This window comes from Curtobacterium sp. 18060, from assembly GCF_902706105.1.
Classification (GTDB): domain Bacteria; phylum Actinomycetota; class Actinomycetes; order Actinomycetales; family Microbacteriaceae; genus Curtobacterium.
In genome coordinates, this window is sequence record NZ_CACSJV010000004.1 from 66,790 (window position 1) to 79,921 (window position 13,132).

A 13,132-nucleotide genomic window follows, 5' to 3' on the forward strand; every position below is an offset into this window, starting at 1 on the left:
CACGGGCCTCCGCCGTCCGGCCGGTGGTCATGACCCACCGCGAGACGTGTGTCGAGCGGTCAGCTAGCGTCGTCTGCCGGGGCGGGCGCCGACAGGCCGTGACCGGTCGGCGGACGGCGGTCGGCGCCGAGCCCGGAGCCGTGGCTGGGCTTCGGCGCCGGGCTCGCGGGCTCGCCCGGAGCGCATGGCTGGGCTTCGGCGCCGGGCTCGCAGGCTCGCCCGGAGCGCGTCGCTGGGTTTCGGCGCCGGGCTCGCAGGCTCGCCCGGAGCGCCCCGGCAGGACGCTGGCGCGTCCTAAGCGCCGGGGCGCTCCCACGGCGCGGGGAAGGGGAAGTAGCGCTCGAGGAAGTCGGTCACGCGCTGCGTCCGCTCCTCGTCGCTGACCTCCGGGAAACTGCCGTCGTTCAGGCAGAAGAAGTCCGCGTTCCGCTTCTTGAGCAACTCGTCGAGCGACCGCAGCCCGGACTGCATCGTGGTGTCGATGTAGCGGACGTCGGCGTTCTCCTGCGTGATCGCTCGACCCGTGAGCAACGAGTAGTAGTGGTAGAGCGAGTTGGTCACCGAGATGTTCTCGGCAGCACGGAAGCGCGACGCCGCCGTGGCACGGAACTCGTCGGCGAACTCGTGCTCCATCTCCGTCATGATCGACGAACGGAGCGGGGTGGGCGCGTGCTCGAGGTGCCGGGTGGTGACCGCGCCGAACCGCTGCTGCAACAGGCGACGGTTGACCCGTGCGGAGTTCTCGAACCCACTGCGCGCGGCGTTGTTCACGCCGAGCCCGATGCGGGTGGTGGCGAGGATGAACTTCGACACCGACCCCGGGCTGAAGAACACCGAGGGGTCGACGGTGCGGCCGAAGAACATGTCGTCGTTCGAGTAGATGAAGTGCTCGCTGATGCCCGGGATGTGGTGCAGCTGCGACTCGACGGCCTGCGAGTTGTGCGTCGGCAGCACGGACGGGTCGGCGAAGAACTCCTCGCTGCGCACGATGCGGACCTTGGGATGGTCAGCGAGCCAGTGCGGAGCGGGTGAGTCGGTGGCGATGTAGATCTGGCGGATCCACGGTGCGAACGTGTGCACCGAGCGGAGTGCGTACTTGAGCTCGTCGATCTGGCGGAACCGTGCGGGGGCGTCGTCGCCCTCGCCCAGGACGGCCGTCGCCTGCGCAGCCTGGCGGGCGCGCTGGTACTCGATGGCGTTGCCGTCGACCCACGAGAAGACGATGTCGATCGGGAACCGGATGTCGGAGACGTGGTCGTCGAACATGTGCTCGACGGTGCGCCAGGTGCGGCCGTAGCGCTCGATGTCGACGAGCACGAACTCGTCCACCGGCAGGCTGCGGCGCATCAGGGCGTTCTCGACGGGCGCGAGCACCTCGGTGTCGGTGAGTCGCCAGAACTCGAGCTGCACGCTCGTCTCGGCGCCGTAGCGCAGACGACCGAGGGGCTCCAGGCGCGGGCGGAACACGCGCAGCACCGGCTCGTCGACCGGCCCGAGGCCGTCGTCCTGCACGAGCACGGCCGGCTCCCCCGGCGGCTTCGCGTAGAACGGCTCGTTGACGGCGGCGGCCATGACGGCGCTCTCCGCACGCTGGCGGTCGCGCTCGTCGATCGCGATGACCGGACGCTCGTCGTTGCCGCGGATGAGCAGGTGGTCGACGTCGGACTCGGTCAGCGCGTCGTCGAGGAACAACAGGTCCTCGATCATCGACTGCTGCGGCGTCAGGTGGCCGTTGAGCAGCGTCAGGCGCCCCTTGCGGACGACGACGTCGGGCCGGTCGAGACCGCCGGAGGACGGTCGAGGGGTCAGCAGAGGACTCTCGGTCACCGGCTCGGTCTCGTCGTTCATCCATGCCCTTCGGGTCGTGCTGCCGGGTCCTGTACCCGACCCTGCGATCCTACCGTCCGCCCGCCCGGTCGGTTCCGCAGGCGGTCAGCGGAGCCGGTCAGGAGGCCCGGGGTGCGTCCGCCTCGCGCGGCACCTTGACGGCGATGCCCACCACGATGAACAGGGCGGCAGCCAGGATCTGCAACGCGGCCCACACCTGGCCGGGGATCGGCACCGTGACCAGGGGGTTCCAGCAGACGGCGACGGCGGCCATCAGCACGGCGGCCCACCACGTCTTCCCGCGCACCGCGAAGACGAGCACGATGAGGGACAGCACCGTGATGCCCCAGCGGGCGAAGACGAAGCCGGACGAGTCGATGATCGCCACGCAGGCGAGCAGGACGATCGCGGCGATGAGCGACGGCGCGAGTGCCGGCCGGGTGAACCCCGGGGTGGCACGGGTGTTCGTCGTCCCCGCAGTCGGTCGGACCGGTGTAGCGGGCACGCCGTTCTGGGACGACCCCACCGGGGGTCGTCCCTTGCGGGTAGCCATCAGGCGGGGGCCTCGTCGAGGTCGATGGCCGTGAAGGACCGGGACATCGGCGGGAGACCCCGCACACGCTCGAGCGCGGGGACCAGCTCGCCGAGGTAGGCCCGGTAGCCCTCGTCGGTGAGGTGCAGGCCGTCGTCGGTGAAGCGGTCGTCGAGGTGGTCGCCGTCGGCCAGCGCGGGCCAGGCGTCGAGGTACTGCGCGTGGCAGGTCGCGACGAACTGCCGCAGGTGCCGGTTCGCCTCCTCGATCTTCGCCGTGTACTCGGCCTGGCGGGGCAGGACGGAGACGAGCAGCAGCCGGACACCCGGCAGCTCGCGCCGCAGGGTGACGAGGATCGTCTCGACGTTGCGGACGACGTGTTCCGCGCTCGCCCGGTGGTTGCCGAAGTCGTTCGTGCCGATCAGCAGCACGATCACCTCGGGCTGTTCGGCGACGACCGCGTCGAGCCGTGCGAGCACGCCGTCCGTCGTGTCGCCGCTGATGCCCTGGTTCAGGGTCTGCTCGTCGGGGAGCCAGCTGTCCCACGACCCCTGGGCCGTGATGCTGTCCCCCAGGAACAGGACGGGACTGCGTTCCTCGGTCATGCTGCCTCCTCGTTCGCCGGTTCCGGACTCCCATTGTGCTGGGTCCGGTTGCGCTGCGTCGACTCGGTGTTGTCCGACTCGCGCTCGGCGGCCGCGGTGATGCGCTCGACCATGCCGGGGAAGATGATCCCGTGGAAGGGCAGGATCCCGTACCAGTACAGCCGGCCGGGCAGGCCCTGCGGGAAGTAGATCGCCCGCTGGTGGTAGTCGCTGCCGCCCTCGGGGTTCGGGGTCACGGTCATCTCGAGCCAGGCGCGCCCGGGTGACTTGAACTCGGCGCGGAGCCGCAGGTAGTGACCGCGCTCGAGGCGTTCGACGCGCCACCAGTCGAGGGCGTCGCCCTGCTCGAGTCGGTCCTGGTCGCGACGACCACGGCTGAGCCCGACACCACCGGCGACCTTGTCCATCCAGCCGCGGGCGACCCAGGCCAGCGGGAACGAGTACCAGCCGTTCTCGCCGCCGATCGACTCGACGACGCGCCAGACGTCCTCCGCCGAGGCGCTCGAGTGGCGCTTCCGGTCGTCGACGTAGACGGTGTGGCCGGCCCAGTCCGGGTCGGTCGGCATCGGGTCGGCCGAGGCGCTCGACAGGGTGGCGCTCCGCCAGCTCGTCTGCACCTCGCCGGAGCGCATCTTGTTCAGGGCCAGCCGGACGGCGCGGCGGTACGACGTGAGCCCGCCCTCGGGCTGCGGGACGACGTCGTCGATGTCGTGCTCGCGCTGGACGCACTCGAACTGCAGCGACTCGATGATCGGCGTCGCGAGCTTGCGCGGGATCGGGGTGACGGCGTTGAACCAGTGTGCGGCGAGGCGGGGGGTGAGCACCGGCAGGACCGTGATCGGGCGCTGCCGCAGCTTCGCCTCGACCGCGTAGCCGTTGAGCATCTGCCCGTAGCGCAGGACGTCCGGCCCGCCGATGTCGAAGGTGCGGTTGACGTCGGCGGGGACGTCGAGCGCCGCGACCAGGTAGTACAGGACGTCGCGCACGGCGATCGGCTGGATGCGGTTGCGCACCCACCGCGGTGCTGGCATCCACGGCAGGACGTCGGTCACGTGCCGGATCATCTCGAACGAGGTGCTGCCGGAACCGATGACGACGCCTGCCTGGTAGGCGATCGTCGGCACGCCGGAGTGGAGCAGGATCTCCCCCACCTCTTTCCGGCTGCGCAGGTGCTTCGACAGGTCGCCGTCGGGGTGCAGGCCGCCCAGGTAGACGAACCGGCTGACGCCGGCACGCTTCGCCTCGTGCGCCATCGTCTCGGCCGCCTGCCGTTCCGCGGACTCGAAGTCGCCGTCGGCACCCATCGCGTGGGCGAGGTAGTACACGGCCTCGACGCCGTCGACCGCGGCGCGGACCGCGTCGGCGTCCTGCAGGTCTCCTTCGGCGACGTCGACGTCGCTGCTCCACGGGACGTCCTGGAGCTTCCGGGGGTTGCGCACGAACACGCGCACGGAGTGTCCGGCTTCGAGGAGACGGGGGACGAGACGACCGCCGATGTACCCGGTGGCGCCGGTGACGAGGACCTGCATGCCCGGAACGCTACGCGGCACGCCTGACGGGTAGGCTTGCCGGGTGGACAACGCAGCCTTCCCCGTCACCGCCGATGCCGTCCGCGGCCTCATCGACCACGCGATCCTGAAGCCCGAGCTCACCCGCTCGGACGTCGACGCCCAGCTCGACGAAGCCGCCGCGTACCGGGTCTTCAGCGTGTGCGTCCGGCCCAGCGACGTCGCCTACGCCGTCGAGCGTCTCCGGGGCACCGGCGTCGGCGTCGGCACGGTCATCGGCTTCCCGCACGGCACCACGTCCACCGCGGCGAAGGTCGCCGAGTCACTGCAGGCCCTCGCCGACGGGGCGTTCGAGCTCGACATGGTGCAGAACATCGGCGCCGCGAAGTCCGGCGACTGGGAGCGCGTCGAGCAGGACGTCCGGGCCGTCGTCGACGCCGCCGGGTCCACCGTCGTCAAGGTGATCCTCGAGACCGCGTTCCTGACCGACGACGAGATCGTCGCGGCCTCGCGTGCCGCGCAGTCCGCCGGTGCCGCGTTCGTGAAGACCTCCACCGGGTTCGCCGGCGGCGGGGCGACGACCGAGCACATCGCGCTGATGCGGCGCACGGTCGGTGCTGACACGGGCGTCAAGGCCTCGGGCGGTGTCCGCGGGCTCGACACCCTGCTCGAGATGGTGGACGCCGGGGCCAACCGCATCGGCACGAGTGCGTCCGCACGCATCCTCGACGAGGTCGCGCACCGCGTCGAGACCGGTGCCGCGTCGTCGCAGGGCGACGACACCAGCTCCTACTGACCCACCGCGACACGACCTGATCCACCGCACGACGACCTGACCCGACCGACCCACCACCTGCCAGGCCGGGGCCCACCGGACGCGACGCCGCGTCCGGGAGCCTCCACGGGCCTCCAGACCGCCGCATCGGAGCGCGCATGTCCAGCACCGCACCCCAGTCCCCCGCCCTCGCACTCGCCGTCGACCTCGGAGGCACCAAGGTCGAGGCCGCCCTCGTCACCGACCAGGGCGTCGTCCTGCCGGGCACGCGCTTCCGCAGCCCCACCGGGCCGCAGCGCACGTCCGACGAGCTGCAGGCAGCCGTCGACGAGGTCGTGACGAGCACGCTCGCCACGGTCCCGACCGACGCGACCCTGGTCGGAATCGGGGTCGGCTCGGCCGGCCCCGTCGACGAGGAGCACGGCCTCGTCTCCCCGCTCAACATGCCGGTGTGGCGCGGCCACCCGCTGCGCGACCGCATCGCCGCGCTCGTGCCCGAGGGCGTGCCGGTCACGCTGCGCATGGACGGCCTGGCGATCACGCTGGCCGAGCACTGGGTCGGTGCGGCCCAGGGGTACGACCACGTCATGGGCATGATCGTGTCGACGGGAGTCGGCGGTGGCCTCATCCTGCACGGCCGCACCGTCAGCGGCCCGACAGGCAACGCCGGGCACATCGGGCACGTGGAGTGCGGCGGCTACGACGACCCGTGCGCCTGCGGCGGCACCGGCTGCCTCGAGGCGATCGCCAGCGGCCCGAAGACCGTTGCCTGGGCGCAGCGCCATGGGTTCGACGGGTCCACCGGCGAAGAACTGTCCGCGGCGTACGCGGCCGGCGACGAGATCGCGGTCGCCGCGGTCAAGCGCAGCGGCCGGGCGCTCGGGCAGGCGATCGCAGCGGCGACGAGCCTCGTCGACCTCGAGGTCGTGGCGATCGGCGGCGGGTTCTCCCACGTCACACCGGACCTGTTCGAGTACGCACGCGAAGCGGTTGCGGAGCGCGTCGAGTTCGGGTTCGTGACGAAGGTGCGCATCGTGCCGACGGCGCTGTCGCAGGACGGCCCGCTCATCGGCGCCGCGGCACTCGTGCACCGCGCCGACGTCCTGCGCTGAGCGGACCGCGCCGACGCCCTGCGCCGACGCCCTGCGCTGACGTCCTGCGCTGACCGGCGCTGCCGACGCCGACGTGCCCGGCCTCTCCACAGGGGGTGTCGGCCGGGTGTCGGTGTCCGGCAGGATGACGGGGTGCCCGGTTCCCGTCTCCTGACCACGGACGACTGGCCCGAAGCGGAGCTGCGCGCTGCCGTGCTCGCGGGCGAGTTGGTGCCCGTCGGGCCGTGCTGGGCCTCCCCCGCGACGCCGCAGGACCCGGCGCTGCGCGCGACCGCGGCATCGTGGGTCTTCGGCGACGCGCGGCTCGTCGCCTCCGGCCGGACCGCTGCGTGGGTCTGGGGCGCGGCGTCGCGGCCACCGGACCCGATCGAGGCGAGCGTCCCACCGCAGCTGCGCATCGCGGTCGGGCCGGGCCTGCACCTGCGCGAGGTCGCGCTCCAGCCCGTCGACGTGGTCCGGTTGGGGTCCGTGCAGACCGTCGTGACGACGCCGGCGCGCACCGCCGTCGACCTGCTCCGCACCCCGGGTGACTGGGATCTCGAGCGGGCAGCGGCCGTCGACGGCCTGCTGACGATCGGGGCGGTGTCCGTGGACGAGCTGCACGCGCGCCTGAGCGGCCTCGGGACCATCCCGATGGCGCGGCAGGCCGAACGGCGGCTGCGCGGGCTGCTCAGCGCACGCTGACGCGGGCTCGGGCCGTGCTCACCGCGCGGCGACGCGCGCTCGGGTCCTGCTCAGCCCGAGGCGACGCGTGCTCGGGCCGTGCTCAGCCCGCGCTGACGCGGTAGACGTCGTAGACGGCGTCGATGCGTCGGACCGCGTTCAGCACCCGGTCGAGGTGGATGGTGTCACCCATCTCGAACACGAACCGACTGAGCGCCAACCGGTCGGACGAGGTCGAGACCGTCGCCGACAGGATGTTGACGTGGTGGTCGGTGAGCACCCGGGTGACGTCGCTGAGCAGCCCCGACCGATCGAGCGCCTCGATCTGGATCTGCACGAGGAACACCGACTTCGACGACGGGGCCCACTCGACCTCGATCATCCGGTCGGGCTCGTTCATCAGGGACTTGACGTTCGTGCACGACGACTGGTGCACCGAGACGCCCTGGCCGCGGGTGATGAACCCGACGATCTGGTCGCCCGGCACCGGCGTGCAGCACTTCGCGAGCTTCACCAGGATGTCCGGCGCACCGCGCACCAGCACGCCGCTGTCGCTCGTGCGCAGCTGTCGGCTCGTGACCTGGCGCGGGAACGTGAGCTCCGGCTCGTCGGTCTCGGTGTCGCTCTGGACGCTGCCCAGGACCTTCTCGATGACGGACTGCGTCGAGACGTGCCCCTCGCCGACCGCGGCGTACAGGGCCGAGACGTCGTCGTACCGCATCGACGAGGCGACCTCGGCGATGGTGTCCTGGCTCATGATCCGCTGGAGCGGCAGGTTCTGCTTGCGCACGGCGCGGGCGATGGCGTCGCGGCCCTGCTCGATCGCCTCTTCGCGGCGCTCCTTGGTGAACCACTGCTTGATCTTGTTCCGCGCCCGGGGGCTCTTGACGAACTTCAGCCAGTCCTGCGACGGACCGGAGTCGGGGTTCTTCGACGTGAAGATCTCGACGACGTCGCCACTCGACAGCGAGCTCTCGAGCGGGACGAGGCGACCGTTGACCTTGGCGCCCATGGTGCGGTGCCCGACCTCGGTGTGCACGGCGTACGCGAAGTCCACCGGGGTGGCGCCGGCGGGCAAGCCGATGACCTTGCCCTGCGGCGTGAAGACGTAGGTCTCCTTCGCGCCGATCTCGTAGCGGAGCGAGTCGAGGAACTCCCCCGGGTCGCTCGTCTCGGCCTGCCAGTCGGTGATGTGCGCGAGCCACGCCATGTCCTGGTCGTCGGTGGTCGACGAGGTCCCGACGTCTCGGCCGGCGGCACGCTGCTTGTACTTCCAGTGCGCGGCGACACCGAACTCGGCGCGCTGGTGCATCTCGTGCGTGCGGATCTGGATCTCGACCGGGCGCCCCTGCGGCCCGAGCACGCTGGTGTGCAGCGACTGGTACAGGTTGAACTTCGGCGTCGCGATGTAGTCCTTGAACCGGCCGGGCAGCGGTGTCCACCGCGCGTGCACCGAACCGAGCATGGCGTAGCAGTCGCGCACCGTGGGCACGAGCACCCGGATGCCGACGAGGTCGTAGATCTCGTCGAACTCGCGACCCCGCACGATCATCTTCTGGTAGATCGAGTAGTACTGCTTCGGCCGCCCCATGACCTCGCCGCGGACCTTCGCGGCCTTCAGGTCCTTCTTGAGCGTGCCGATGACGTTCTGGACGAACTGCTCGCGCTTCGGCTGCCGTTCCTTGACCAGGCTGTCGATCTCGACGTAGAGCTTCGGGTGCAGGACCGCGAAGGACAGGTCCTCGAGCTCGAGCTTGATCATCTGGATGCCGAGCCGGTGCGCGAGGGGCGCGTAGATCTCGAGCGTCTCCTTCGCCTTGCGGGTGGCGGAGGTGGACTCGACGAAGCCCCAGGTGCGGGCGTTGTGCAGCCGGTCGGCGAGCTTGATGACCAGCACGCGGATGTCCTTCGACATCGCGATGACCATCTTGCGGACCGTCTCGGCCTGGGCGCTGTCGCCGTACTTGACCTTGTCGAGCTTCGTGACGCCGTCGACGAGCATGGCGATCTCGTCGCCGAAGTCGACCTGCAGCTGGTCGAGCTGGTAGTCGGTGTCCTCGACCGTGTCGTGGAGCAGCGCGGCGGCGATCGTGATCGGCCCGATGCCCAGGTCGGCCAGGATCTGGGCGACCGCGACGGGGTGCGTGATGTACGGCTCGCCGGACTTGCGCTTCTGACCGTCGTGCGCGCGCTCGGCGACGGAGTACGCGCGCTCGATGAGCGTGACGTCGGCCTTGGGATGGTGCGAGCGCACCGTGCGGATCAGGGTGTCCACGGCACCGGCCGGCTGGGCGCGGGAGAACAGGCGCGGCAGCAGCGACCGGAGGGAACCGAGGTTGCCCGTCGTGTTCGGTCCGAGGGGGCTGGTCGGCCGCTGGGCGGAGCCGGGGCGGCTCGGCGCGGACGGCTCTTCGCGGGTGTCCGTCATGATGCGCCTCCCAGGACTCGGTCCGAGAGCTCGATCCGAGCTCGATCCGCCAACACTACGCGTGTCCGGTCAGTGCTCGTGACCCGGTTCGCCCTGGGCGTCGCGGACCACCGGTGCGCCGGACTGCTCCCAGGCGACCATGCCGCCGGTCAGGTTGACCGCGGAGACACCGGACTGTTCGAGTGCCGCGACCACCCTGGCCGAACGAGCACCCGAGTGGCAGACGATGATCGCGGGTTCGCCGCCGCCGTCGATCTCCTGCCAGCGGTTCACCAGCTCGGACATCGGGACGAGCGTGGCCTCGGGAGCGTGGACCTCGTCCCATTCCCCCTGCTCACGGACGTCGAACAACCGCGACCCCGACTCGAGCCGGCGACGCGCCTCGGCGACGTCGACCTCGGTGATCTCGATCGGCATCAGGCGGTCGCCTTCGCGTCGGCGTCGGCGTCGACCTCGCGCTGGCGCTTCTCGGCCGCCTGGATCTTCTTGGCGTCGGCCTGCTTGATCTTCGGCTCGTTCTCGCGCAGCTGGGCGTACATCGGCGACGCGATGAAGATCGTCGAGTAGGTGCCGACGATGATGCCGATGAACAGTGCGAGCGAGATGTCGCGGAGCGTGCCGGCACCGAGCACGTACGACCCGATGAACAGGATCGCCGCGACCGGCAGCAGCGCCACGACCGAGGTGTTGATCGAGCGGACGAGCGTCTGGTTCACCGCGAGGTTCACCGACTGCTTGAACGTGCGGATCGACTCCTGAGAGGTGTTCTCACGCACCTTGTCGAAGACCACCACGGTGTCGTAGAGCGAGTACCCGAGGATCGTCAGGAAGCCGATCACCGCCGCGGGCGTGACCTCGAGCCCGACGATGCCGTAGACACCGGCCGTGATCAACAGGTCGTGGACCAGCGCGGCCATCGCGGAGAGCGACATCTTCCAGGTGCGGAAGTACAGCGTCATGAAGACGGCGGCCAGGGCGAGGAAGATCACCAGACCGCGGATCGCCTGGGCGAGCACGTCGGCACCCCACGTGGCACCGATGAACGTCGCCGCGACCTGGCTCTCCGGCACGTCGTACGCCTCGGCCAGGGCGTCCTGCACCTCGGTCGTCTGACGGTCGGTGAGCTGGCCGGTCTGCACGCGGATGCCGTGCGTCCCGAGCTGGGAGACGCGCGGGATCTCGTCCGAGACGACCCGCTCGACGGTGTCCGTCGCGATGCTCTGGTCGGTGTTCTCGACGTCCGACAGGGTGAACTCGGAACCACCGGTGAACTCGATGCCGAGCTGGTACCCGCCGCGCAGCCACGGGGTGGCGAGCGAGATCACGATCATGATGAGCGCGATGAGGTACCAGGTCTTGCGTCGCCCGATGATGTCGTACGACCGCTTCCCCGTGTAGAGGTCGCTACCGAACTGGCTGAAGCTGGCCATCAGTCGTCCTTCCCGTCCGGCGTCGAGCCGTTGTCGCCGGAGGCCTGCTGGGCCTTCCGCTCCGCGATCGTCTGTCGGCGCTGCGCCTCACCGGCACTGCGCTGGCGCTTACCGTCCACCACGGGGGCGCGGAACTGCGCACGCCCCTTGTAGACCGCACCGAGCGCCGCTGGGTCGAGCCCGCTGAACTTGTGCCCCTCGCCGAAGAACCGGGTGCGGGAGATGAGCTGCATCATCGGGTGAGTGAAGAGCGCGACCACCACGATGTCGATCAGCGTCGTGAGGAGCAGCGTGAACGCGAAGCCCTTGACGTCGGCGACCGCGAGCACGTACAGGGTGACGGCGGCGAGGAAGTTCACCGCGTCGGACGCGAGGATCGTGCGGAGTGCGCGCTTCCAGCCGGACTCGACCGCACTCTCGAGTGCACGACCGTCGCGGAGTTCGTCACGGATGCGTTCGAAGTAGACGATGAACGAGTCCGCGGTGATGCCGATCGCGACGATCAGACCCGCCACACCCGCCAAGGACAGGCGGTAGTCGACGCGCCAGGACATGATCGCGATGACCAGGTAGGTCAGGACGGCTGCCACCCCGAGCGAGAGCACCGTGACGAACGCGAGCGCCCGGTACTGGATGACGGAGTAGATGATCACCAGGCCGAGGCCGATCAGGCCCGCGACGAGACCACCGATGAGCTGCGCCGTGCCGAGCGTCGCCGAGATGTTCTCGTTCGACTGCACCTGGAAGTTGATCGGCAGCGCACCGTACTTGAGCTGGTCGGCGAGCGTCTTCGACGACTCGGCCGTGAACGACCCGGTGATCTGCGCCTTGCCGTTGGTGATGGCGGAGTTCGTGGACGGGGCCGTGATGACCGAGCCGTCCAGCACGATCGCGAACTGGTTCTGCGGTGCCTGCAGCGAGACGAGGCGGTTCGTGACGGTGCGGAAGTCCTTCGTGCCCTGGCCGTCGAAGGTCAGGTTGACGGCCCACTGGCCCGTCGACGTGCCCTGCGAGTCGGTGGCCAGACCCGAGGTGGCGTTGCTGATGTTCGCACCGGAGACCTCGACCGGGCCGAGGATGTACTTCGACGCACCGTCGGCGTCACACGTGACGAGGGGCTCGTCGTCCGGCGCCGAGGTGACGTCGTCCGGAGCCGCGCAGTTGTAGTTGGTGTACAGGTCCTGCAGCGCCGGGGTGATCCAGTTGACGTCGCTGGCGTTCGTCGGCTTCGCGCTCGGCGTCGCTGCGAGCGATGCGGGCGGCGAGTACGGCGTCGGCGAGGCGGTGGACTTCCCGTCGTCACCGACGGCGGAGTTCGTCGCGGCCTCGGTGAAGAGCACGGGGCGGAACGTCAGCTTCGCCGCTGCCTCGATGCGGTCGATCGTGGCCTTGTCGGGCCGACCGGGGATCGACACGACGATGTTGTTCGCACCCTGCGTGTTGATCTCGGTCTCGGAGACGCCGGTGGCGTTGATGCGCTGGCGGATGATCTCCACCGCCTGCTGCAGCTGCTGCGAGGTGACCGAGTCGCCCTCGGTGTTCTGCGCCGCAAGGGTCAGCTGCGTGCCGCCCTGCAGGTCGAGTGCGAGCTCTGGTACCCAGCTCGCGCCCTGGTACCACTTGTCCGTGTCGTCCTTCGAGCTGCCGGCGAGGATCGTCGCGGCGGTGTTCAGGCCGGCGAGGATCGCCATCAGGATCACCAACCAGGTGAGCGAGCGCAGCGCCTTCTTGACGGGTGTCGATCGTGCCACCGGTCGTCTCGTCTTTCTGTTCAGGACCATCGGCGCTCAGGCACGACGGCAGAGGGAAGCCGCCGGGTCAGACGACCCGGCGGCCGAGGGCGTCAGTCGTCGGACTTGCGCTTCGAGTCGGTCTCGTCGAGGCGGTCGTTGTCGACCCGCTCGCCGTAGACCGGCTCCCCGTTGAGTTCGGCGACGGGCTTGGCCTCGTCCTCCGGCGTCGCGGTGGTCTCGATGTCGGAGGCACTGTCGTCGACGACGCGCGACAGGGTCTGGCGGTGCACGGTGACGACGGTGCCGGGGGCGATCTCGACGTCGGCGGTGACCTTCTCGTCGTCGACGGAGAGGAGCGTGCCGTACAGGCCGAAGGACAGCATCACGCGAGCACCCGGCACCATCTTGGTGGCGAGCTCGCCCTGCTGCTTCTTGCGCTTGCGGCTGTTGTAGAACATGAAGGCCGCGAACGCCACGACGATGACGATGAGGATGACTTCTTGACCCATGATGCAGTTG

At 70.0% G+C, this 13,132-nt stretch carries 12 protein-coding genes; 3 read left to right on the forward strand and 9 right to left on the reverse strand.

The annotated features are described in order from the left end of the window. Positions 1-294: 294 nt before the first annotated feature. The 4 genes from GVL05_RS03675 to GVL05_RS03690 form a co-directional block, all read right to left on the reverse strand. On the reverse strand, positions 295-1,848 hold the full coding sequence (locus GVL05_RS03675; RefSeq protein ID WP_159571397.1) for a stealth conserved region 3 domain-containing protein: 1,554 nt from the start codon (positions 1,846-1,848) through the stop codon (positions 295-297). A gap of 97 nt (positions 1,849-1,945) precedes the next feature. Further along, the gene (locus GVL05_RS03680) at positions 1,946-2,380 is read right to left on the reverse strand and encodes a DUF6804 family protein (RefSeq protein WP_200849147.1); all 435 of its coding nucleotides are present in this window, start codon (positions 2,378-2,380) and stop codon (positions 1,946-1,948) included. Further along, complete coding sequence (locus GVL05_RS03685; protein ID WP_123294424.1) at positions 2,380-2,964, reverse strand: GDSL-type esterase/lipase family protein; 585 nt, start codon at positions 2,962-2,964, stop codon at positions 2,380-2,382. The genes GVL05_RS03680 and GVL05_RS03685 overlap by 1 nt, the downstream gene beginning before the upstream one ends. Next, positions 2,961-4,493: an SDR family oxidoreductase gene (locus GVL05_RS03690; protein ID WP_159571400.1), complete on the reverse strand. Its 1,533-nt coding sequence runs from the start codon at positions 4,491-4,493 to the stop codon at positions 2,961-2,963. The genes GVL05_RS03685 and GVL05_RS03690 overlap by 4 nt, the downstream gene beginning before the upstream one ends. 43 nt (positions 4,494-4,536) lie before the next feature. Between GVL05_RS03690 and deoC the strand changes: the two genes are divergently transcribed. The 3 genes from deoC to GVL05_RS03705 all read left to right on the forward strand — a co-directional run bounded on the left by deoC (position 4,537) and on the right by GVL05_RS03705 (position 7,043). Further along, entirely contained in the window at positions 4,537-5,268 is a 732-nt protein-coding gene (deoC, locus tag GVL05_RS03695) for a deoxyribose-phosphate aldolase (RefSeq protein WP_131880096.1), read from the forward strand. A gap of 137 nt (positions 5,269-5,405) precedes the next feature. Further along, positions 5,406-6,359 (forward strand): ROK family protein, encoded by a 954-nt coding sequence (locus GVL05_RS03700; RefSeq protein WP_159571403.1) that lies wholly within the window; start codon positions 5,406-5,408, stop codon positions 6,357-6,359. A 132-nt stretch (positions 6,360-6,491) separates the two neighbouring features. Next, on the forward strand, positions 6,492-7,043 hold the full coding sequence (locus GVL05_RS03705) for a type IV toxin-antitoxin system AbiEi family antitoxin (protein ID WP_159571406.1): 552 nt from the start codon (positions 6,492-6,494) through the stop codon (positions 7,041-7,043). Positions 7,044-7,125: 82 nt separating this feature from the next. On the opposite strand, the gene GVL05_RS03710 is transcribed toward GVL05_RS03705, so the two are convergent. The 5 genes from GVL05_RS03710 to yajC form a co-directional block, all read right to left on the reverse strand. After that, a complete protein-coding gene (locus GVL05_RS03710) occupies positions 7,126-9,450 on the reverse strand; it encodes a bifunctional (p)ppGpp synthetase/guanosine-3',5'-bis(diphosphate) 3'-pyrophosphohydrolase (protein WP_228505676.1) in 2,325 nt (774 codons plus the stop codon). Positions 9,451-9,519: 69 nt separating this feature from the next. Then, positions 9,520-9,867: a rhodanese-like domain-containing protein gene (locus GVL05_RS03715; RefSeq protein ID WP_123671778.1), complete on the reverse strand. Its 348-nt coding sequence runs from the start codon at positions 9,865-9,867 to the stop codon at positions 9,520-9,522. Further along, positions 9,867-10,880, reverse strand: coding sequence for a protein translocase subunit SecF (secF, locus tag GVL05_RS03720; RefSeq protein ID WP_159571408.1), 1,014 nt, complete (start codon positions 10,878-10,880; stop codon positions 9,867-9,869). Before secF ends, GVL05_RS03715 begins: the two co-directional genes overlap by 1 nt. After that, entirely contained in the window at positions 10,880-12,631 is a 1,752-nt protein-coding gene (secD, locus tag GVL05_RS03725) for a protein translocase subunit SecD (RefSeq protein WP_123292812.1), read from the reverse strand. The genes secF and secD overlap by 1 nt, the downstream gene beginning before the upstream one ends. A gap of 92 nt (positions 12,632-12,723) precedes the next feature. Continuing rightward, positions 12,724-13,122: a preprotein translocase subunit YajC gene (yajC, locus tag GVL05_RS03730; RefSeq protein WP_111084040.1), complete on the reverse strand. Its 399-nt coding sequence runs from the start codon at positions 13,120-13,122 to the stop codon at positions 12,724-12,726. Positions 13,123-13,132 lie beyond the last annotated feature (10 nt).